Origin of the sequence: Nonomuraea sp. K271 (assembly GCF_009908215.1) — a bacterium.
Taxonomy (GTDB): domain Bacteria; phylum Actinomycetota; class Actinomycetes; order Streptosporangiales; family Streptosporangiaceae; genus Nonomuraea; species Nonomuraea longispora.
Genome location: NZ_JAAAHR010000062.1, coordinates 27,256 through 46,722, shown reverse-complemented (window position 1 = coordinate 46,722; position 19,467 = coordinate 27,256). Strand labels below are relative to the sequence as shown.

The following is a 19,467-nucleotide window of genomic DNA, read 5'->3' as shown; positions in this document are numbered from 1 at the left end:
GGTCGGGCGGGCGTTCCAGCGTTCCTTCGAGGTGGAGCTGTCGTGGCGGCCGCCGCCCGACGTGCTGGTCATCTCGGGCGGCCACAACGACCGGCGCTGGCGGACCGGCCGCGTCGAAAGGGCCGCCGAGCGGCTGCTGGACGTCGTGCGCGGCCACTGGCCGGACACCACGATCGTCATGGTCGGCCCCATCTGGCTGGACACCGCCCCGGCGAAGGCGTACGCGGTGCGCGACGCCTTGGCGCAGGTGGCCAGGCGCAACAACGTGACCTTCCTCGACCCCATGGCCACGCGCTGGCCGCCGGAGGCGGTGCTGCCCGACGGCGTGCATCCCACGGCCGCCGGGCACAAGCGCATCGCCGCCTGGCTGGCGGCGCAGTTGGTCTGACTACCAGGGGCCGTACGGGCCGCCGCCGCGCCCCCCGCCCATGCCCTTGACGGCCGGCTTCACGTCGACGATGTAGACGGTGGCCGCGATCACCGCCGCGATCGAGAAGATGCCGATGCCGATGCCGATGAACTGGGTGTCACCGACGATCAGGAACGCGTTGAAGTAGCTCCATGCGCTTCCGGCGGAGAACAGCGTGGCCAGCACGAGGATCAGCAGCCAGAGGTTCTTCTTCAGCTTGCCCGCCGAGACGAACGCGTCCGTCGGGACACGTAGCGCGTGCACCAGCGCGTAGACCGACATGCCGACAATGACGGCGGCGATCACCAGGAACAGGAGGTTGAACACACCGTTGATCAGATTCATAGTCGTTGGCTCCGCCTATACGCCGCGAGGAAATCGGCTTCAGCCTAATAGGCGCCCCTGGCGCGCGGGCACCCGGAAGCGGAAAGGCCCGCCTCTGATGGGGTCATCGCCGTGCGGCCGGCCGGAGGAGCGGCATGACGATGTCGTCGATGATCTCAGTCACCGTCTCGGCCGGCAGCGGCCCGCGTGACATCAGGTATTCATTGCGTAGCAGGTCGATGGGCAGCCTGAGGATGCGTGCGGCCGGCAGGCCGGGTTCGATCTGGCCCCGGTCGGCCGCGCGCCGCAGGATGACCCGGGTGACGTCGTGCACACCCTCTCCCATCACATAGGTCCGCACCTCGTCGAACAGGGCGGCATCGTTCCGGCTGTCGGTGATGAGGCCACTGATGAGATCGCCGGGCAGCAGGTCGAACACCTGCCGGATCCGCCCCAGCAGAGCGGCCAGATCATCACGTACGTCACCGGTGTCCGGCACGTCGGCCGTGGCGGCGAAGCGTTTCAGCGCTGCGAGGAAGAGCTCCGGTTGGTTCTTCCAGCGCCGGTACAGGACGTGCTTGCTGGTGCCCGCCCGTCTGGCGATGTTGTTCATGGTGGCCTTGGCGTATCCGGCCTCGCGCAGTTCGTCCCAGGCCGCCTCGACGATGGCCTCTTCCAGCGTGGATCCCCTGCGCCGTCTTGTCTGATCCATTGTCCCGCCTTGCTGGGAACCGTGAGTTCCTTATACTACTCGGACATGTAAGGACCCAACGGTTCCTTATCGTCTTGAGAGAGAGTGGACATGGACACGGATGCCTACACCACCATGCGCTTCGAGCGGACAGGCCAAATCCTGACAGTCTTCTTCCGCGACCCGGCCGAGGCGAACACCTCAGACCTCGCCATCCACGAGGAAGTCGGCCGCCTCTTCCACGACCTGCGTGAGGAGCGCGAAGCAAGGGCGATCGTCCTGACCGGCTCTGGGCCGGCCTTCTTCACCGGGCTGAAAGACCCGGTCGGCTCACTGCTGTGGCAACGCGAGCAGGGACTGCCGGTGATCGACGCCGGCCGGCAGGTGGCCAGGCGGATCGTCTGGGATCTGCTCGACGTCGAGATTCCACTTGTCGCCGCGCTCAACGGCGACGCGACCGGCCTCGGGGCGACGATCGCGCTGTTCTGCGACGCGATCTTCATGGCGGACACGGCGACCGTCGCGGACCCGCATGTGCGGATCGGCGTCGTCGCAGGCGACGGTGGCGCGGCCATCTGGCCGATGGTCATGGGACCCGCCCTGGCCAAGCGCTACCTGCTCACCGGCGATCCCGTCACCGCGTCAGAGGCCGCCCACCTGGGCCTCGTCACGCACGTGTGCCCCGTCGGCGAGGTGCTGCCCGCGGCGACCGCGTTCGCCCGGCGCCTGGCCGCAGGCGCTCCCCTGGCTGTGCGCTACACCAAGATGGCCGTCAACCGGCTGCTCAAGGACACCATGGCCGGGGCGATCGAGCAGGGCCTCGCCCACGAGTTGCTGACGTTCACGAGCGAAGACATGGTCGAGGCGCTCACCGCCGCACGCGACGGCCGGACGCCGGCCTTCCAGGGCAGGTAGCCGGGCGGTCGTCCTCTCAGGGCTAGAGGTGAGCGAGCGGGCGCGCGATCTCCCTTTTCCGGCACCCGGTCGGCGATGTGAATCCGCTCGTACAGGTGCCACGCACGAGCGGGGGCGCCGCCGATGTGATCGGTGGCGCCCCCATCGTTCTGGCCGCCCGTGTAGGGCGTGCCTTACGGCTGGGTCAGGACCCGGCCTTGGTGGTGCGGGTCTTCCTGGCCGGCCGGACGGGCTCGGCGGTGGCGGGCTCGGCGGCCTCCGACACCTCTTCGAGCTCCAGCGCGGCCTCGCCGGACGTCTTGCTGACGACCTTGCGGCCACGCGCGGCGAAGTCGTCGTAGACCTCGGTGGCCTTGTGGGTCAACTGGTCGGCGTAGCCGCGGGCCTTCTCGGGAAGCTCCCTGGCCAGGCCCTCGGCCTTGCCCGCGACCTCGCGGGCCCTGACGGGAAGCTCCTGCGTGAACTCGCGGGCCTTGACCGGGAGCTCCTGGGTGAACTCGAAGCGGCGCGACTGCAGCTTCTGCAGCTGCTCGGGCAGCTCGCGCAGCTTCTCGACGGCGTAGTCGCCGACACCCGCGACGGCGTAGAACGGCTTGGACTCGGTCAGCTTCTTGACCTCGGTGGTGAGCGGCATGGGTTAACCTTCCTTGGTTTCCTGGGTGACGTTGCCGTTGCCGGAGGGCGCCGCGTAGGGCTCAAGTGCGGCGAGAAACTCCTCGGGCAGCGGTTCGTCGTCCGTTTCGGGGCCGCGCTGGGGATGAGCATGCTGGGAGGTCTGCTCGTCCCCGGCGGGCGCCTCCTTGCGGAACGACTCGTAGATATCGATCAGCACTTGGCGTTGCCGTTCGGAGAGAAGCGGGTCGGCCCTGATCGCGGTGATCACGTCGCTCGGCGGCTCGCGGTCCTCGATGAGGCCCGCCTGCACGTAGAGCGCCTGCGAGGAGATGCGCAGACCTTTGGCGATCTGGTTGAGGATCTCCGCGCTCGGCTTGCGCAATCCACGCTCGATCTGGCTGAGATAGGGGTTCGAGACCCCCGCCGCCTCAGCCAGTTGGCGAAGCGAGATCTTCGCCTGCTGCCGCTGGTCGCGGATGTACTCGCCGATCGAGCCGACCTTGGGTAGTGCCATGCCTGTATTCTGCCTCGCGCTGCTTGCAATTGCAAACGCTGTGATTAACTCCAGCAAGCACTAGAGCGGGATGACCCACAGGAACGGCGTGGCGGTGAGCAGGCTCACGGAGAGCGCGATGAATCCGTAGCGGGCCGGTGCTGCCAGCTCGGGACCCGGTTTGATCAGGCGGTCGACCCGCGCCATGACGTGCTGGGCGTGCACGCCCAGCATGCCCTGAGGCGTCGGCATGGCGCCCGCCGTGCCGAACCTGAGCAGCGCCGTCGCCAGCCTGCGCGGCGAGCAGTAGCGGCGGGCCCGGTCGTCGGCGGCCATCTCGATGAGCAGCTCCACCTGTGACTGGGCGTCGGCCACCACCTTCGACCAGGGCAGCGCCCTGCGCAGCGCGGCGAACGGCAGCAGCACCAGGTCGTGCCGCTCGCGTACGTGCGCCGACTCGTGCGCCAGCACGGCGGCCAGCTCGTCCTCGGACAGCAGCTTGAGCGCGCCCTCGCTGACCACGACCTGCGAGCGCAGCCCCGGCACGCAGTAGGCGGCGGCGCCGGGATGGTCGAGCACCCGCACACCGGGCACGCCGGGATCGTCACGCGAGATCAGCGCCAGCACCATGCGGTGGCGGTGGCGGGCCCGCAGCGCCTGCACGCCCGCCATGATGAGCACGACCACCAGCACCGCCAGCGCGGTGAGGCCCGCGATCAGGGCGAGCACGTGCAGCGGGTCCCACGCCTCGGGCGGTGTCTCGCCCCGCCCGAACGCGATCAGCCCCTGCAGCACTCCTGTGGCGTAGGGCTGGACGGCGAAGGCGAGCATCGCGCCGGTCGTGGCCAGCCCCCAGGCGAGGCCGAGGGACTGCCAGACGATGACGGCCAGCCGGGGGGCGCGGGAGGTCCACCGGGCCGTGGTGAAACGCCAGGAGCCGAGAGCGCACGCCGTGGCGAGCGCCGCCAGCACCGCTGCCGTGATCACTCTTCCTCCAGCTCCGTGAGGACTCTTCGCAGGATCTCCGCCTCCGTGCCCGACACAGCCTGGGCGAAACGGGTCAGGGCGGCCGATCGGTCACCCGTCATGTCCAAGGCTTCCAGCATAAGCTCAGCGATGTACGCGTCGCGGCTTTCCGCCGGCTGATATCTCCACGCGCGGCCGTCACGGGTGCGCTCCAGGAACCCTTTGCGGGTGAGCCGGTCGAGCACCGTCATCACCGTCGTGGGGGCGAGGTCGCGGTCGGCAATGAGCCTGCCGACCTCGCGGGCGGTCAGCGCACTGCTCTGCGCCCAGAGGATGTCCATGATGCTGCGCTCAAGCTCGCCAAGACCCTTCACGCCTTTCAGGGTAGCTCTACAACCTGTCGAGCTGGCATTCGGGGCGTGTGACCTTGCTGACGCGCCGTGCCGGGCGGGGGTTCGTCAGCCGCGGGGGGCGTACATGATGACCGCCACGCCCAGCAGGCAGATCAGCGCGCCGGCGACGTCCCAGCGGTCGGGCCTGAACCCGTCGACGACCATGCCCCAGGCCAGCGAGCCCGCGACGAAGACCCCGCCGTAGGCGGCGAGCACCCTGCCGAAGTCGGCGCTCGGCTGCAGCGTGGCGACGAAGCCGTACAGGCCGAGCGCGACGATGCCCGCGCCGATCCAGACGGCACCGCGGTGCTCGCGCACCCCTTGCCAGATCAGCCACGCGCCGCCGATCTCGGCGAGCGCGGCCAGCACGAACAGCAGCACGGACTTGGCGACGGTCATAACCGCCGAGGTTAGCCAGCCCGGCGGCGGCCATCCTCGGCAGGATGGAGATCACGCTGGTTCTCGGCGACGCCACGGCAAGGGCCTGCCGACCGGGCAGACGGTCGCCACGGGGGCGGGCCGGTTGCCGGCCCGGTGGGTGATCCACACCCTGGAGGCGGTGCGGCAGCCGGAGACGTCTGTGGTGAACGTTTGTGCTGTTCGACGACCGGGCCTGCGCCGCGTTCGCGTCCCGCTCCGAACGCCCTAGCGGGGATCGACCGCCGTCCACGGCAGCGTCAGCTCGCCGAGCCGCCACCTCGCGGGCCCGCCCAGCGGCGGACTCAGGGGCACCGGCCACGACGCGGCCAGGACGCGCACGGCGGCCAGCCACCGCTGCCGCCGTCCGTGTGCCCCGTAGGGGGCGCTCACCGCCCACGCGTGGTCGAAGTCCCGCAGGAACGCATGGATGCGCTCACCCGGCACGTTGCGGTGGATAAGGGTCTTGGGCAGCCGGTCGGCCAGGTCGGACGGTCGCTCGAAGGCGTCGAACCGGGCGGAGAAGGTGATGGTGACCGGCCCCTCCCCGGACACGCCGGCCCAGACCGCCCGCCGCCCGTTCTCCGACGAGGTGCCCTCCACGAGCACGCCGTCGGGGGCGAGGCCGCCTCGGAGCACGTCCCAGTAGCGCCAGGCCTCGCCCTCCTCGTACTGCCTGAGCACGTTGAACGCCCGCACCAGCGTCGGCGGGCGGGCCACGGGCAGCTCGAAGCCGCCCAGCCGGAACGTCAGCCCCTTCCGCTCGTACGGCCTCGCCCCCGCCACCCGGGCCGGGTCGATCTCGATGCCCACCACCTCGACTCCCGGCGCCACCTGGCGTAACCGGGTGAACAGCTCGAGCGTCGTGGTGTGGGAGGCGCCGTAGCCGAGGTCCACCACCAGGGGGCGGACCGCGGCCCGCAGCCGCCCGCCGTGCACGGCCGCGAGCCAGCGGTCGGATCGCCGCAGCCGGTTGTGCCCGGTCGTCCCCCTCGTGATCGCCCCGACCGGCCTGCGGGCGGGGGACCTGCCCATCAGGCGGCCGCCACGCGGGCGGGCTCAGTCACTGACGCGGTGGATCCTGTGCTGCGCGGCCTGGGCGCGGGGGCGGATGACCAAGCGGTCGATGTTCACGTGGGCGGGGCGCGTCACGGCCCAGGCGATCGCCTCGGCCACGTCGTCGGAGGTCAGCGGGCCGGGCACGCCTTCGTACACGCGGGCGGCGGCCTCCTCGTCGCCGCGGAACCTGGTGACCGCGAAGCCCTCGCTGCGCACCATGCCTGGCGCGATCTCGACGATCCGCACCGGCTGCCCGAGGAGTTCGAGACGGAGCGTCTCGACCATCGACGTCTGGGCGTGCTTGGCCGCGCAGTAGCCGCCACCCCCCTCGTACGACACCAGCCCCGCCGTCGAGGTCAGCATGACCAGCACGCCGTCCCCCGACCCGATCAGCCGGGGCAGCAGCGCCTGGGTCATGCGCAGGGAGCCGAGCACGTTGGTGTCGTACATCCGCTGCCAGTCGTCGAGCCGGGCCTCGGCCACCGGTTCGAGGCCGAGCGCGCCGCCGGCGTTGTTGACCAGCACGTCGCAGCGGTCGAGCGCGCCCGCCAGCGCGTCGACCGACTCCTCGGAGGTCACGTCGAGCGTCACCGGCGTGATCGAGGGGACCTCGGCGGCAAGCTTGTCGAGCCGGTCGCGGCGCCTGGCGCCCGCCACCACGTCGTATCCCTCGCCGGCGAGCCGGCGCGCGGTCGCCTCCCCTATTCCGCTGCTGGCGCCCGTCACCACGGCTGTTCTCCGCATGCCCTCATCCTGCCAGCACCGCTGATCCGCGCCCGTGGGCAGGCCCGCCGGAGTTGTACCCCGACTGTGACTATCTGTCGGGAATGTCGCAAAAATTTGGAAGGTTGTCATTGGTTCGGAGGTGGTGTCGAGTGAGGCGACGACGGGTCCACCGGGTCGCGACCATCAGCATGCACACGTCCCCCCTGGACCAGCCCGGCACGGGCGACGCCGGCGGCATGAACGTGTACATCGTCGAATCCGCCAGACGGCTGGCCCAGGCAGGCGTGGAGGTGGAGATCTTCACCCGCGCCACCGCCCGCGACCTGCCCCCCGTCGCCGAGCTCGCTCCCGGCGTCCTCGTCCGCCACCTCACCGCAGGGCCGTACGAGGAGATGGACAGGAGCGACCTGCCCGGCCAGCTCTGCGCGTTCCTGTCGGAGGTGCTGCGCACCGAGGCCATGTACGAGCCCGGCCGCTACGACGTCATCCACTCCCACTACTGGCTGTCCGGCCAGGTCGGCTGGCTGGCCAAGGAACGCTGGGGCGTGCCCCTCGTGCACACCATGCACACCATGGCCAAGGTCAAGAACCTGCTGCTCGCCCGGGACGACAGGCCGGAACCCCAGGCCCGCGTCGTGGGCGAGGAACAGGTCGTCGAGATCGCCGACCGCCTGGTGGCCAACACCGCCGACGAGGCGCGCGAGCTCGTCGACCTGTACGGCGCCCCCGAGCAGCGCGTCGCCGTCGTCAACCCCGGCGTCAACCTCACCGTCTTCAGCCCCGGCTCCCAGGGCGCGGCCCGCCGCCGCCTGGGGCTGCCGCAGGACGCGCACGTGCTGCTGTTCGTCGGCAGGATCCAGCCGCTCAAGGCGCCCGACGTCCTGCTGCGCGCCGCATCCCGGATGCTCATCGACGACCCGTCGCTGCGTGAGCGCCTGGTGGTCGCCTGTGTCGGAGGCCCTTCGGGCAACGGCCTGGCCCGGCCGTCCATCCTCACCGAGCTGGCGGCCGAGCTGGGCATCGCCGACGTCGTACGCCTCGTGCCGCCGGTCGCGCAGGAGGAGCTGGCCGACTGGTACCGGGCCGCGTCCGTGACCGTGGTGCCCTCCTACAGCGAGTCGTTCGGCCTCGTCGCCCTGGAGTCCCAGGCGTGCGGCACCCCCGTGGCCGCCGCGGCCGTGGGCGGGCTGCGTACCGCCGTGCGCCACGACGTGTCCGGCGTGCTCGTCGACGGCCACGATCCGGCCGTCTGGGCGGGGGCGCTGCGCCGCCTCGTCACCGGGTCCCGCCGCCGCGACGAGCTCTCCCGGGGCGCCCGCGCGCACGCCGCCGCCTTCGGCTGGCAGGCCACCGCCTCGCGGCTCATGGAGGTGTACGCGGCCGCCGTCGCCAACCTGCACAAGACGCCCGTGGCCGTGAACCTCTAGCACCCGTACATTGTTCTGGCCCGCCTATGCTGGGCTGCATGCGCGATGTCGTCGAAGCCGCGCTCAAGGCCGCGGACGTCTCCTACGAGGAGCCCCGGCCAGGAGCGTTCCTGGTCAGACTGCCCGGGCAGCACAAGCTCGCCACCATGACCTGGCTGATCGTCGGAGAGACGGTCCTGCACGTCGAGGCGTTCTTCTGCCGCCGGCCCGACGAGAACCACGCCGAGTTCTACCGCTGGCTGCTCGGCAAGAACGGCACGATGTACGGCGTGCACTTCTCCCTCGACCCCGTCGGCGACGTCTATCTCGTCGGGCGCGTTCCCCTGGCCGCCGTGGACGAGGACGAGATCGACCGGCTGCTCGGCTGCGTGCTGACGTATGCCGACGACTGGTTCGACCGGGCCCTTGAGCTGGGCTTCGCCTCGTCGATCAGACGCGAGTGGCAGTGGCGGGCCAAGCGCGGCGAGTCGCTGGCCAACCTGCAGGCGTTCGCCCGCTTCGCCGACCCGGCCAGGGCGGAGCGCCCCTAGGATTGGGCGTATGGCGACTTTGGTGCTGCTACGGCACGGCGAGAGTGACTGGAACGCGAAGGGCCTGTTCACCGGCTGGGTGGACGTGAGCCTGTCGGCCAAGGGCGAGGACGAGGCACGCCGGGGCGGCAAGCTGCTCCAGGAAGCCGGGCTCCGGCCTGACGTCGTCCACACCAGTCTGCTGACCCGAGCCATCCAGACGGCCCAGCTGGCGTTGGGGGCGGCCGACCTGCTCTGGCTCCCCGCCAAGCGCAGCTGGCGGCTCAACGAACGCCACTACGGCGCCCTGCAGGGCAAGAACAAGGCACAGACCAGGGAGGAGTTCGGCGAGGAGCAGTTCATGCTCTGGCGCCGCTCCTACGACACGCCCCCGCCGCCGATCGCCGACGACGACGAGTTCTCCCAGGCCGGCGACCCGCGCTACGCCCTGCTGCCCTCGGAACTCATGCCCCGCACCGAGTGCCTGAAGGACGTCGTCGAGCGCATGCTGCCCTACTGGTACGACGAAATCGTCCCCGACCTCGCCGCCGGCCGCACCGTCCTGGTGGCGGCCCACGGCAACTCCCTGCGGGCCCTGGTCAAGCACCTCGACGGCATCGGCGACGAGGAGATCGCCGGCCTCAACATCCCGACGGGCATCCCGCTGGTCTACGACCTCGACGCCGACTACAACCCGGCGGTGCGCGGCGGGCGCTACCTCGACGCCGAGGCGGCCAAGGCGGCCATCGAGGCCGTCGCCAACCAGGGCCGCTGACCAGCGACGAGGCGTCGGGCCGGGCCGGTGGTCAGGGGCGCGACCCCGTCACGAGGTAGACGACGTCCGCCGCCACCCTGACGGCGTGATCGGCGTACCGCTCGTAATAGCGCCCGATCAACGTGATGTCGATCGCCGGCTCGACGCCGTGCGGCCAGTCCTTGGCCAGGATGTTCCTGAACAACCGCCGGTGCAGCCGGTCCATCGCGTCGTCGTCCTGCTCCAGCTCCAGCGCCGAGTCGACGTCCCTGGACGCCACGCAGCTGCCGGCCTTGGTGACGAGGTTCTCGGCGATCTGCCCCATCTCGACGATGGTCGAGCGGGTCTCCGCCGGGATCGCCGAGTCGGGGTGGCGAAGGCGGGCGACCTTGGCGACGTGGACGGCGAGGTCGCCCATCCGCTCCAGGTCGGTGCCCATGCGCAGCGCCGTGATGACCATCCGCAGGTCCACCGCGACCGGCTGCTGCCTGGCCATCAGCTCGAAGATCGACGCCTCGATGTCGGCGAACGTCGAGTTCACTTCCTCGTCACGGGAGATCACGCTCTCGGCGAGCGCGAGGTCGGCGTCGAGGAGCGCCGTGGTGGCACGGGAGATGGCTGAGCGGACGAGCCTGGTCATTTCGACCAGCTTGTCGGTCAACGAATCGAGTTCTTCGTGGTACGCGTCGCGCATGCCGCTCACCGTACGGGGGCGACGATGAACGAACTCCAACGCTCAGATGAACTTTCCAGGAAAGCCACGTTCATCCCCTGATGAGGGGGTCTGTCCTGCGGGAAAGGCCGCCTACCATCGAAGTCATGAGTGAGATGGCCATGAGCTTCGCGGCCCTGGCCGGGTTCGTCGTGGGCGCCCTGGCGGTCCTGTTCTACCGCAACCAGATCGAGGCCCCGAGCCGCACGGCCGCGAACGACGGCGTGGAGACGGGGGCGGCGCTGCCGCAGGGGGTGGCCTCCGTGCTCGCCGTCCTGCCGTCGTCCGCCGTGGTGCTCGACGCGCACGACCGCGTGCTGCGCGCCAGCTCGGCGGCGCGGGCGTTCGGACTGGTCAAGGGGGAGCGGCTGATGGCCGCCGAACTGCTCGCGCTGGCCAGGCAGGTGCGCCGCGACGGCGAGATCCGCGAGAGCGAGATCGACGTCGCCGGGCACAAGTTCGGCCAGGAGACCACGAGCTTCGCCGTCCGCGTGGCGCCGCTGGGCTCGCACGGGCAGGTGCTCGTGCTGGCCGAGGACCAGACCGAGCGGCGCAGGGTCGAGGCCGTGCGCCGCGACTTCGTCGCCAACGTCAGCCACGAGCTGAAGACCCCGGTGGGAGCGCTGAGCCTGCTCGCCGAGACCATCCAGGACGCGGCGGACGACCCCGAGGCGGTCACCCGCTTCGCCGGTCGCATGCAGCTGGAGACCGCCCGGCTCAACTACCTCGTCCAGGACCTGATCACGCTCAGCAGGATCCAGGGCGCCGAACCCATCCCGACCCCCGGCCAGGTCTCCATCGACGAGGCCGTCAACGACGCCGTCGACCACTGCAACACCAGGGCCGCCGCCAAGGACATCACGCTCGTCACCGGCGGCACCGAGGGCCTGCGCATCTGGGGCGACGACGAGCTGCTCGTCACCGCGCTGCGCAACCTGATCGACAACGCCGTCGCCTACAGCCCCGAGCACACTCGGGTCGTCGTGAGCGTGCGGCCCGCGGGCGACTCCGTCGAGATCAGCGTGAGCGACCAGGGCATCGGCATCCCCGAGGAGGCCCTGGAACGCATCTTCGAACGTTTCTTCCGCGTCGACGCGGCCAGGTCACGGGCGACCGGCGGCACCGGCCTCGGCCTCGCCATCGTCAAGCACGTCGCCGCCGCCCACGCGGGAGAGGTGTCCGTCTGGAGCAAGGAAGGGTCCGGCTCCACCTTCACGCTCCGCCTGCCCGCGTTCGGCGGCACGGCGGTGGCAGTACCACCCTCGATTCCCCTGGAGGCCGCCAAATGACCCGAGTGCTCGTCGTGGAGGACGAGGAGTCCTTCTCCGACGCCCTGTCCTACATGCTCCGCAAGGAGGGCTTCGAGGTGTCGGTCGCGGTGACCGGGCCCGAGGCGCTCGACACCTTCGACCGCAACGGCGCCGACCTGGTCCTGCTCGACCTGATGTTGCCGGGGCTGCCCGGCACGGAGGTGTGCCGCTCGCTGCGCCAGCGCTCCAAGGTGCCGGTCATCATGCTGACCGCCAAGGACAGCGAGATCGACAAGGTCGTCGGCCTTGAGCTGGGCGCCGACGACTACGTCACCAAGCCGTTCTCCTCACGCGAGCTGGTGGCCCGCATCCGCGCGGTTCTGCGCCGCCAGGGAGACGTCGTCGAGGAGTTGGAGACGGCCGTGCTCGCCGTCGGCCCCGTACGCATGGATGTCGACCGGCACGTCGTCGCCGTCCGCGGTGAGCAGGTGCAGCTGCCGCTCAAGGAGTTCGAGCTGCTGGAGGTGCTGCTGCGCAACGCCGGGCGCGTGCTGACCAGGGGCCAGCTCATCGACCGGGTCTGGGGCGCCGACTACGTCGGCGACACCAAGACCCTCGACGTCCACGTCAAGCGCCTACGCGCCAAGATCGAGTCCGACCCGTCCAACCCGCGCTGCATCCTGACCGTGCGCGGCCTGGGCTACAAGTTCGACGCCGTCGAAGGCTGACAACCCCTGTTCCGGTACGGCCGCCGTATCGGAACAGGGGTTCTCTGCTGCTCAGTGGGCTTCTTCCGTCGCCTCTTCGCCGGTCGCGGAGGGCGTCGGGGAGGGCGTGGGCGCCGGGGTGGCGTTGGGAGCCGGCGGATAGTCCTTGTATTCGCGGCTGCGCGTCACCACAGGCACGTGCAGCGACACGACGCCGGCGTTGGCGAACTGAAGGTCCAGCTTGATGCTCTCGCCGCCTCTAAGGCTCTTGGGGATCGACTCGAGCATGATCTGCGGGGTGGGCTTGCCGGTGTTGACGAGCCGGCCGACGGGCAGCTGGATCGGCGCGGTGATCTTGACCTCGCCCATGTTGCTCGCGGTGATCTTCTGCAGGGTGTCGGGCGTGCCCGATTTGTTGAGGATGTTGAGGTAGACGGGGGCGGAGCCGCGCCAGGCGAGCTGCGCCCCAGGGTCGGGGCCGAGGATGAACGCCTGCGGGATGTGAATGCCGCGTGTGCCGTATGCACCCTTTTCGATCAACACTTGCGCTTCGTTGGGGGCGTACGGCTGGTTGGTGGTGGCGTCGAATCCTGCCCCGCAGCCCGCGAGCACGGGGGCTGCCAAGAACGCGGCGGCTACGACAATCCAGCGACTGCTGGTCACGGGCGGGTTCTCCTTGGTCTTGCGCATGCGTGTGTGAGGCTCACCCGCATGTCTCGCGCATGCTCATGAGCCGCGCCCACCTTATCGACCCGAATGCATGGTCATATCCGCACCCCCGCAGGTCATTCGCTATGTCCGCAAATGCGATTCATACAGTTGAGCACTTGTCAAGCCCCAATATGCGGCTTTGACCTGCAGTTATGAGGATTTCACTGTTCCGGGAGGCTGTGGATGCGTGGTACCCTGGAGTACAGCGGAAGGGGTACTTGTCACATGACTTTCCAGGTCGGCGACACTGTCGTCTACCCCCACCATGGGGCTGCTCGGATCGAAGCAATCACGACGCGATCCATCAAGGGTGAGGAAAAGACCTACCTGGTGCTCAAGGTCGACAAGGGCGACCTTACCGTCCAGGTGCCAGCAGAAAACGCAGAACTCGTCGGTGTGCGCGATGTTGTCGGCCAGGAAGGCCTTGAGCGAGTTTTCGACGTCCTTCGGATGCCGCACACGGAAGAGCCGACCAACTGGTCTCGTCGCTACAAGGCCAATCTGGAGAAGCTCGCCTCCGGCGACGTGAACAAGGTTGCCGAGGTGGTTCGGGACCTGTGGCGGAGGGACCGTGAGCGCGGTCTGTCCGCGGGCGAGAAGCGCATGCTCGCCAAAGCGCGCCAGATCCTGGTCAGCGAGTTGGCCCTGGCCGAGAAGACCAATGAGGACAAGGCTGAGGCCCTTCTCGACGAGGTTCTCAACTCCTGAGCACGAATCTTCCACGGGTGGGCGTCGGAGTCGACGTCCACCCGTTCGCTTCAGGGCGCGAGCTCAACCTCGCCGGTCTGCACTGGCCGGGCGAGACCGGGCTCGACGGCCACTCCGACGGTGACGCCGCCGCGCACGCGGCCTGCGACGCGCTGCTGTCCGCCGCCGGTCTCGGCGATCTCGGCCGGCTGTTCGGCACCTCCGACCCGCGCTGGGCCGGGGCGTCGGGCGCCGCGCTGCTCGAAGAGACCGCGCGGCAGGTGCGCGCCGCCGGCTACGAGATCGGCAACGTCGCCATCCAGGTGATCGGCAACCGGCCGAAGCTCGCGCCGCGCCGCGTCGAGGCCGAGATGGCTCTCGGCGCAGCCGTTGGCGCACCGGTGAGCGTGAGCGCCACCACCACAGACGGGCTGGGGCTGACCGGCCGCGGCGAGGGCATCGCCGCGTTCGCCACCGCGCTGGTGGTCAACCTTTCCTGAGCGCCGGGCGTCTTACGCAGGGACGCGTGAGGGTGTCCCGGCGGGTCGTCGCCAAGCCCGCCGAAGTCCGAAGGCGGCGGTTCGTCACTGGCGCGGTACGGACCGCCGCCTTCTTTTTTGGGTAGTTTGCCTGTTCAACGGGTAGGTCTGCTCGGAGACATGTGAACGTCTCGGGGGGAGCTACACATGATCGGCGCGATAGTTTCGGCAGTAGTCATCGGCGCCATAATCGGGGCGCTCGGCCGGCTGCTGGTGCCCGGCAAGCAGAAGATGTCCATCGGCCTGACCCTCATCGTCGGCATCGTGGCCGCTCTGATCGGCACGCTGATCGCGCAGGCGTTCGGCTGGGCCGACACGAGGGGCATCGACTGGATCGAGCACATTCTCCAACTCGTGCTGGCGGTCGTGGGCGTCCTCCTCGTGACGCGCATGGGCGCCGGGCGCACCGGCCGTACCGGAAGAACCTAGCCTGACCTGCCCGTTCGTCATATCTGCGCATAATCGCGGTAGATCGGGTAGCGAGCACCCCGTGGGAGTGAACCGCTCACCCTCACGGGGAGGTTTGTGTCATGACAATCCAGTCCATCCTCGGCGCCATCGTGATCGGTGCCGTGATTGGCGTAGTCGGCCGCTTGCTGCTTCCCGGCAAGCAGGCCATCGGCTGGATCCTCACCATCGTCGTCGGCATCGTGGCGGCTCTCCTGGGCACCCTGCTCGCGCAGGTGCTCGGTGTCGAGACCACGTCTGGCATCGACTGGATCGAACTGGTGATGCAGGTCGTGCTCGCCGTCGTCGGCGTCGGCCTCGTCGCGGGGCTACGCCGCGGCTCGAAGGTCTAGGCGGATTCACGTGGGCCCGCCCGGGAGAGCTCCCGGGCGGGCCTCCTGTTCGTGAATCTTGGTGAGTCAGCCCTCCGGCGGGGTCGGGGTGCTGCGCAGCCGCTCCGCCGGCGCCGGGGTCTCCTCGTGGACCGCCGGGTGCGGGGCGGTGTCCTCCATGTCGCCCTCCGGCCTGGCTTCGTGCTGGTCGGCGGCCTCGGGGCCGTGGGCGGGGTCGGGGCCGTCGTCGACGATGACGGGATGCGGCTGCGTGTCGGCGTCCTTGCCGGGGTCCTCGCCGGCGTCCTTGCCGGTGGAGCGGGGGTGGACGAGGACGTCCTCCGGCTTGACCCGATCGCCCCACCGGACGGGCCGTGTCGAGGGCTCCGGCCGGGGATCTAAGTCAACGGGGTGGAGCTCCTTCTCCTCTTCCTCCTGCACGGGCCACTCCGACACCCGCGCCGAGACCGGCGCCGTCTCCGGCTCGGGTTGCGGCTCGGGTTGCGGCTTCGGCTCCGGCTCGGGTTCCGGAGCGGGCTCGGGAGCGGCGGCGGGGACCGGCGCGGTCGTCTCCGTGGCGGGCGACGGCCGGCCGAACGGCACGAGGTCCTGCTCCTGGGCTGGCCCGGTGCCGGCGTCGCCTCCAGGCCCGCGCCGGGCGTGCACGTGCTTGATCAGCAACAGCCAGAGCCACAGGGCCAGCGCCAGCATGACCCAGGGCGCCAGGGCCACGCCGATGGCCGTCTGCCGTACGTCGAAGGTGAAGCGCACCGCCGCGGCCACGTTCACCGCGGCGGCCGCCACGATGAGCAGGACCAGCACGAACGCCGCCTGCACGCGTACGAGCAGCTTGGCCGAGCGCAGCAGCAGCACGCTGATCAGCGCGACCGCCAGGAGCGCGTCGAAGGCCGCCGGATAGAGGTAGGCGAGGTCGTCGGCGGCCTGTCCGGTGACGGCCAGCGCGCGCAGGTCGTCGAAGGAGAGCGCGCACGCGGCCCCGGTGAGGGCGGCGACGGCGAGCCCGGCGAGGGCGATGCCCAGGCGGCGGAGCGCAGAAGGGGGAGTCACGTCCATGGCGGTTGTGAGCCTACAGAAGAATGGAAGGTCAGACCGATCTAGGAGGACACATGGCTGTGCTGTCGGAAGATGCCCGCAAGCTCCTGGAAGCGCCAAATTTCGCGACGGTCACCTGTATCAATCCGGACGGCGGACCCCATTCGAGCGTGGTCTGGATCCGTACGGATGGTGACGACGTGCTCTTCTCGACCGCGAAGGGACGCGTCAAGCCGCGCAACTTCGAGCGCGACCCGAGGGCGAGCCTGCTCGTCATCGACCCGGACAACCCCTACCGCTACGTCGAGGTGCGCGGGCTGGTGACCATGACGCCCGACCCCGAGGGCGCGCTCATCGAGGAGTTGTCGCAGAAGTACCGCGGCCAGCCCTGGGAGGACAAACCGGGCACCGAGCGACTCGTCGTGAGGATTTCTCCGGACAAGGTTACGTTGCGCGGCTGATTCGACGCTCGGTAGGTAGCCCGGAGGCGTTAGCCTTTCTTTCGTGAGCCTGCACATCTACGACACCAGCGCACGCGCCATCCGCGAATTCGTTCCGGTCGAAGCCGGCCGGGCGTCGATTTACCTGTGTGGGGCGACCGTGCAGGCTCCCCCGCATATCGGGCATATCCGCTCGGGTGTGAACTTCGACGTGCTGCGCCGCTGGCTCGCGCGTTCCGGATACGACGTGATGTTCTGCCGCAACGTCACCGACATCGACGACAAGATCATCAAGGTGTCCGCCGAGGAGGGCGTGCCCTGGTTCGTCGTGGCCGAGCGCAACCAGCGGGCCTTCGCCTGGGCGTACGACACGCTGGGCTGCCTTCCGCCGACCGTCGAGCCCCGCGCCACCGGGCACATCCCCGAGATGATCACGCTCATGGAGCGGCTGATCGAGCGCGGGCACGCCTACGCCTCCCGCGGCGACGTCTACTTCGACGTGCAGTCCTACGCCGACCGCTACGGCTCGCTCTCCAACCAGAAGCTGGAGAACATGCGGCCCGCGGCCGACACCGACGACGAGTCGTGCAAGCGCGACTCCCGCGACTTCGCCCTGTGGAAGGGTGAGAAGCCCGGCGAGCCGACCTGGCCGACCCCGTGGGGGCCCGGCCGCCCCGGCTGGCACCTGGAGTGCTCGGCCATGGCGACGAAATACCTCGGGCCGACGTTCGACATCCACGGGGGCGGGCTCGACCTGATCTTCCCGCACCACGAGAACGAGATCGCCCAGTCGCAGGCGGCGGGTGACGGGTTCGCCCGCCACTGGATGCACAACGGCATGGTCAAGATCGGCGCGGAGAAGATGAGCAAGTCGCTCGGCAACTCCCTGCTGATCCCCGAGATGGTGCAGAAAGTCCGGCCCGTGGAGCTGCGCTACTACCTCGCCGCCCCGCACTACCGTTCCTCGATCGACTACTCCGAGGAGGCGCTGCAGGAGGCCGCCGCGGCCTACCAGCGCATCGAGGGCTTCGTCACGCGCGCCGCCGAGGTCATCCACGACGTCGACGCCGACGCGCCGCTCCCGCAGGCGTTCGCCGACGCGCTCGACGACGACCTGGGCACCCCGCAGGCGCTGGCGGTCGTGCACGAGGTGGTGCGCGAGGGCAACGTGGCGCTGTCGCGGGGCGACAAGGAGGCGGTGGCCCGGCTGCTCGCCGAGACCCAGAACATGCTCGACGTGCTCGGCCTCGACCCGCGCTCGCCGCAGTGGCGGGGCGCGGGGTCCGACCTGTCGCCGGTGGTCGACGCGCTGGTGGCGGTGGCGCTGGAGCAGCGTAAGGCCGCTCGGGAGCGCAAGGACTACGCGGCGGCCGACGCGATCAGAGACCGGCTGAGCGCCGCGGGCATCACGGTGGAGGACACCCCGCACGGGCCGCGCTGGGAGCTGAGCCGCTAAGAGCGCGCTCAGGCGACCCTGGGCGTGGCGCGCATGCCGACGTAGACGCAGGGGGTGCCGTCGGCCAGCGTGGCGAACACCACGGGGAGATGATCCTCGCCGAAAGTGGCGCCCGAGGCGGCGAACACCATCGGCGACACCGGCGTCAGGTCCGACTCCAGCGGATCGGAGAAGCCCTCCATGCCGTCGACGAACTCGTAGCGGATGCGCCCGCCGCGCTCGTCCCCCGTGATGGTCGTGACGACGCCGGGGCGCCTGTAGGTGCCCGTCCACGGCGCCAGGTCCACCGCGGGCGGGTTCGCCGGCGGGGCGAACGGCGGCGGCATCCGCACATCCGGGAGCTCGGCCAGCAGTTCGCCGAACAGGTCGGCGTACAACCGGCTGAAGGCGCCGCCGTTGGCCAGCAGCGCGACCGCCAGGCCCGCGTGCGGGACGACTCGCAGGTACGCGCGCTGGGTGACGGCGCTGCCGTCGTGCCCGTACCCGAAGACCCCGTTCCAGTCGTGCAGCGCCCACCCGAGGCCCCAGCCGTCGGCCGACATCGACCACTTGTCCGGACTGCCCGCATGGCGGTGCTGCATGGCCGCGACCGCCTCGGCCGACAACACGCGCGTGCCGTCCGCGGCGAGGCCGCCGTCGAGGTGCATCCGAGCGAAACGGACGACGTCACCGGCGGAGACGATGACCCTGCCGTACGGGCCCGCCGAGCGCGGCAGCAGGTCCCAGACCGGCGCGGGGCCGTCCGTGTGACCCATCGCGACGCGGAACCGCAGCGCCTCCTCCGGCAGCGTCATCGAGTGCTCAAGCCCGAGCGGGACGAACAGCCGCTCCTTCAGCGCCCGGTCCCAGGTCTGCCCGGTGAGCACCTCGACGACGCGGCCCAGCACGACGTATCCGGAGCTGCCGTACGACAGCGCCGTGCCCGGCGGGCAGTCCAGCGGGACTTTCCTCAGCGCCTCGACGTACCTGGCCAGGCAGTCGTCACCCCGGCCGGAATCGTAGGTGAAGTCGTTGGTCATGCCGCCGGTGTGGGACAGCAGCAGCCGGATCGTGATCGCCCTGGTGGCCTCGGGGTCGGGGGTGCCGAACTCCGGCAGCACGTCCACCACCGGCGTGTCCAGCTCCAGGTCGCCGGAGTCGACCAGGGACATCACCAGCGTGGCGGTGTAGGGCTTGGCCAGCGAGCCGGACAGGAACACGGAGCCGGTGGTCACCTCCACCCCGGTGCCTTCGTGCAGCACGCCGGAGGCCAGCTCGTGGACGCGGCCGCCGGTCATGACCGCCAGCGACGCGCCGGGCACGCCGGGCCGCCCGCAACTCGTCGAGCCGGGTCTGCCAGCTCTCGACGTCGAAGGACATGGGTTGTTCCCCTCTTGCTCTGAGACGCCGTACGGTGTTCGGCGATTCCGCACACCGTACGTGTGTCCGTACGATGT

At 70.0% G+C, this 19,467-nt stretch carries 26 protein-coding genes and 1 pseudogene; 14 read left to right on the top strand and 13 right to left on the bottom strand.

Translation table 11 applies throughout. The features are described 5' to 3' along the window. Positions 1–388, top strand: a 388-nt coding sequence (locus GUY59_RS22140) for an SGNH/GDSL hydrolase family protein (RefSeq protein WP_171055405.1), incomplete at its 5' end; no start/stop codon positions are given. Here the strand turns inward: GUY59_RS22140 and GUY59_RS22135 are convergent. Further along, entirely contained in the window at positions 389–754 is a 366-nt protein-coding gene (locus GUY59_RS22135) for a DUF2516 family protein (protein WP_132337151.1), read from the bottom strand. It lies immediately after the preceding gene. A gap of 103 nt (positions 755–857) precedes the next feature. Then, entirely contained in the window at positions 858–1,445 is a 588-nt protein-coding gene (locus tag GUY59_RS22130; protein WP_138201482.1) for a TetR/AcrR family transcriptional regulator, read from the bottom strand. 90 nt (positions 1,446–1,535) lie between these two features. Here GUY59_RS22130 and GUY59_RS22125 point away from each other — a divergent pair, with 90 nt between their 5' ends. Continuing rightward, on the top strand, positions 1,536–2,339 hold the full coding sequence (locus GUY59_RS22125) for an enoyl-CoA hydratase/isomerase family protein (RefSeq protein ID WP_138201481.1): 804 nt from the start codon (positions 1,536–1,538) through the stop codon (positions 2,337–2,339). Positions 2,340–2,523: 184 nt separating this feature from the next. On the opposite strand, the gene GUY59_RS22120 is transcribed toward GUY59_RS22125, so the two are convergent. The 5 genes from GUY59_RS22120 to GUY59_RS22100 all read right to left on the bottom strand — a co-directional run bounded on the left by GUY59_RS22120 (position 2,524) and on the right by GUY59_RS22100 (position 5,204). Continuing rightward, positions 2,524–2,973, bottom strand: coding sequence for a hypothetical protein (locus tag GUY59_RS22120; RefSeq protein ID WP_132337146.1), 450 nt, complete (start codon positions 2,971–2,973; stop codon positions 2,524–2,526). Between the two features lie 3 nt (positions 2,974–2,976). Next, on the bottom strand, positions 2,977–3,468 hold the full coding sequence (locus tag GUY59_RS22115) for a helix-turn-helix domain-containing protein (protein ID WP_132337144.1): 492 nt from the start codon (positions 3,466–3,468) through the stop codon (positions 2,977–2,979). 60 nt (positions 3,469–3,528) lie between these two features. Continuing rightward, positions 3,529–4,434, bottom strand: coding sequence for a M56 family metallopeptidase (locus GUY59_RS22110; protein WP_138201480.1), 906 nt, complete (start codon positions 4,432–4,434; stop codon positions 3,529–3,531). After that, entirely contained in the window at positions 4,431–4,787 is a 357-nt protein-coding gene (locus GUY59_RS22105; RefSeq protein WP_132337141.1) for a BlaI/MecI/CopY family transcriptional regulator, read from the bottom strand. Before GUY59_RS22105 ends, GUY59_RS22110 begins: the two co-directional genes overlap by 4 nt. 84 nt (positions 4,788–4,871) lie before the next feature. Next, on the bottom strand, positions 4,872–5,204 hold the full coding sequence (locus GUY59_RS22100; protein ID WP_132337139.1) for a YnfA family protein: 333 nt from the start codon (positions 5,202–5,204) through the stop codon (positions 4,872–4,874). A 70-nt stretch (positions 5,205–5,274) separates the two neighbouring features. Between GUY59_RS22100 and GUY59_RS48880 the strand changes: the two are divergent. Continuing rightward, positions 5,275–5,367, top strand: a pseudogene (locus tag GUY59_RS48880) (macro domain-containing protein); the annotation flags it as partial. A gap of 83 nt (positions 5,368–5,450) precedes the next feature. Here GUY59_RS48880 and GUY59_RS22090 read toward each other — a convergent pair. Together GUY59_RS22090 and GUY59_RS22085 are read right to left on the bottom strand one after the other, a co-directional pair. Continuing rightward, complete coding sequence (locus tag GUY59_RS22090) at positions 5,451–6,257, bottom strand: class I SAM-dependent methyltransferase (protein WP_138201479.1); 807 nt, start codon at positions 6,255–6,257, stop codon at positions 5,451–5,453. Positions 6,258–6,281: 24 nt separating this feature from the next. After that, positions 6,282–7,025: an SDR family NAD(P)-dependent oxidoreductase gene (locus GUY59_RS22085; protein ID WP_138201478.1), complete on the bottom strand. Its 744-nt coding sequence runs from the start codon at positions 7,023–7,025 to the stop codon at positions 6,282–6,284. A gap of 131 nt (positions 7,026–7,156) precedes the next feature. On the opposite strand from GUY59_RS22085, the gene mshA reads away from it, so the two are divergent. From mshA to GUY59_RS22070, 3 genes are read left to right on the top strand one after another with little or no spacing between them, the layout of a single operon-like run. Then, positions 7,157–8,434 carry a D-inositol-3-phosphate glycosyltransferase gene (gene mshA, locus GUY59_RS22080; protein WP_442939003.1) on the top strand — a complete coding sequence of 426 codons (1,278 nt, stop codon included), beginning with the start codon at positions 7,157–7,159 and terminating at the stop codon, positions 8,432–8,434. 38 nt (positions 8,435–8,472) lie between these two features. After that, positions 8,473–8,964 carry a YbjN domain-containing protein gene (locus GUY59_RS22075; RefSeq protein ID WP_138201476.1) on the top strand — a complete coding sequence of 164 codons (492 nt, stop codon included), beginning with the start codon at positions 8,473–8,475 and terminating at the stop codon, positions 8,962–8,964. Between the two features lie 10 nt (positions 8,965–8,974). After that, positions 8,975–9,718, top strand: a complete 744-nt coding sequence (locus GUY59_RS22070) for a phosphoglyceromutase (protein ID WP_132337131.1) — start codon at positions 8,975–8,977, stop codon at positions 9,716–9,718. Between the two features lie 31 nt (positions 9,719–9,749). Here GUY59_RS22070 and phoU read toward each other — a convergent pair whose 3' ends face one another. Beyond that, positions 9,750–10,391 (bottom strand): phosphate signaling complex protein PhoU, encoded by a 642-nt coding sequence (phoU, locus tag GUY59_RS22065; RefSeq protein WP_138201475.1) that lies wholly within the window; start codon positions 10,389–10,391, stop codon positions 9,750–9,752. A gap of 134 nt (positions 10,392–10,525) precedes the next feature. Between phoU and GUY59_RS22060 the strand changes: the two genes are divergently transcribed. Continuing rightward, a complete protein-coding gene (locus tag GUY59_RS22060; RefSeq protein ID WP_132337158.1) occupies positions 10,526–11,698 on the top strand; it encodes a sensor histidine kinase in 1,173 nt (390 codons plus the stop codon). Beyond that, a complete protein-coding gene (locus tag GUY59_RS22055) occupies positions 11,695–12,387 on the top strand; it encodes a response regulator transcription factor (protein WP_132337127.1) in 693 nt (230 codons plus the stop codon). Before GUY59_RS22060 ends, GUY59_RS22055 begins: the two co-directional genes overlap by 4 nt. A 51-nt stretch (positions 12,388–12,438) precedes the next feature. Here the strand turns inward: GUY59_RS22055 and GUY59_RS22050 are convergent, their stop codons facing one another. Further along, positions 12,439–13,056, bottom strand: coding sequence for a copper chaperone PCu(A)C (locus tag GUY59_RS22050; RefSeq protein WP_236667392.1), 618 nt, complete (start codon positions 13,054–13,056; stop codon positions 12,439–12,441). Positions 13,057–13,302: 246 nt separating this feature from the next. Here GUY59_RS22050 and GUY59_RS22045 point away from each other — a divergent pair, with 246 nt between their 5' ends. The 4 genes from GUY59_RS22045 to GUY59_RS22030 all read left to right on the top strand — a co-directional run bounded on the left by GUY59_RS22045 (position 13,303) and on the right by GUY59_RS22030 (position 15,103). Continuing rightward, positions 13,303–13,785 (top strand): CarD family transcriptional regulator, encoded by a 483-nt coding sequence (locus GUY59_RS22045; RefSeq protein ID WP_020544658.1) that lies wholly within the window; start codon positions 13,303–13,305, stop codon positions 13,783–13,785. Positions 13,786–13,802: 17 nt separating this feature from the next. Then, on the top strand, positions 13,803–14,264 hold the full coding sequence (gene ispF / locus GUY59_RS22040) for a 2-C-methyl-D-erythritol 2,4-cyclodiphosphate synthase (RefSeq protein ID WP_138201474.1): 462 nt from the start codon (positions 13,803–13,805) through the stop codon (positions 14,262–14,264). A 186-nt stretch (positions 14,265–14,450) separates the two neighbouring features. Next, entirely contained in the window at positions 14,451–14,732 is a 282-nt protein-coding gene (locus tag GUY59_RS22035; RefSeq protein WP_132337124.1) for a GlsB/YeaQ/YmgE family stress response membrane protein, read from the top strand. Between the two features lie 101 nt (positions 14,733–14,833). Further along, positions 14,834–15,103 (top strand): GlsB/YeaQ/YmgE family stress response membrane protein, encoded by a 270-nt coding sequence (locus GUY59_RS22030; protein ID WP_132337123.1) that lies wholly within the window; start codon positions 14,834–14,836, stop codon positions 15,101–15,103. A 66-nt stretch (positions 15,104–15,169) separates the two neighbouring features. Here GUY59_RS22030 and GUY59_RS22025 read toward each other — a convergent pair whose 3' ends face one another. Further along, complete coding sequence (locus GUY59_RS22025; RefSeq protein ID WP_138201473.1) at positions 15,170–16,156, bottom strand: DUF2637 domain-containing protein; 987 nt, start codon at positions 16,154–16,156, stop codon at positions 15,170–15,172. A 53-nt stretch (positions 16,157–16,209) separates the two neighbouring features. Here GUY59_RS22025 and GUY59_RS22020 point away from each other — a divergent pair, with 53 nt between their 5' ends. Both GUY59_RS22020 and cysS read left to right on the top strand, forming a co-directional pair. Further along, positions 16,210–16,596 (top strand): PPOX class F420-dependent oxidoreductase, encoded by a 387-nt coding sequence (locus GUY59_RS22020; protein WP_138201472.1) that lies wholly within the window; start codon positions 16,210–16,212, stop codon positions 16,594–16,596. Positions 16,597–16,639: 43 nt separating this feature from the next. Beyond that, positions 16,640–18,031 carry a cysteine--tRNA ligase gene (gene cysS, locus GUY59_RS22015; protein ID WP_138201471.1) on the top strand — a complete coding sequence of 464 codons (1,392 nt, stop codon included), beginning with the start codon at positions 16,640–16,642 and terminating at the stop codon, positions 18,029–18,031. An 8-nt stretch (positions 18,032–18,039) separates the two neighbouring features. On the opposite strand, the gene GUY59_RS22010 is transcribed toward cysS, so the two are convergent. Further along, complete coding sequence (locus GUY59_RS22010; protein WP_252374966.1) at positions 18,040–19,332, bottom strand: serine hydrolase domain-containing protein; 1,293 nt, start codon at positions 19,330–19,332, stop codon at positions 18,040–18,042. Positions 19,333–19,467: the final 135 nt, after the last annotated feature.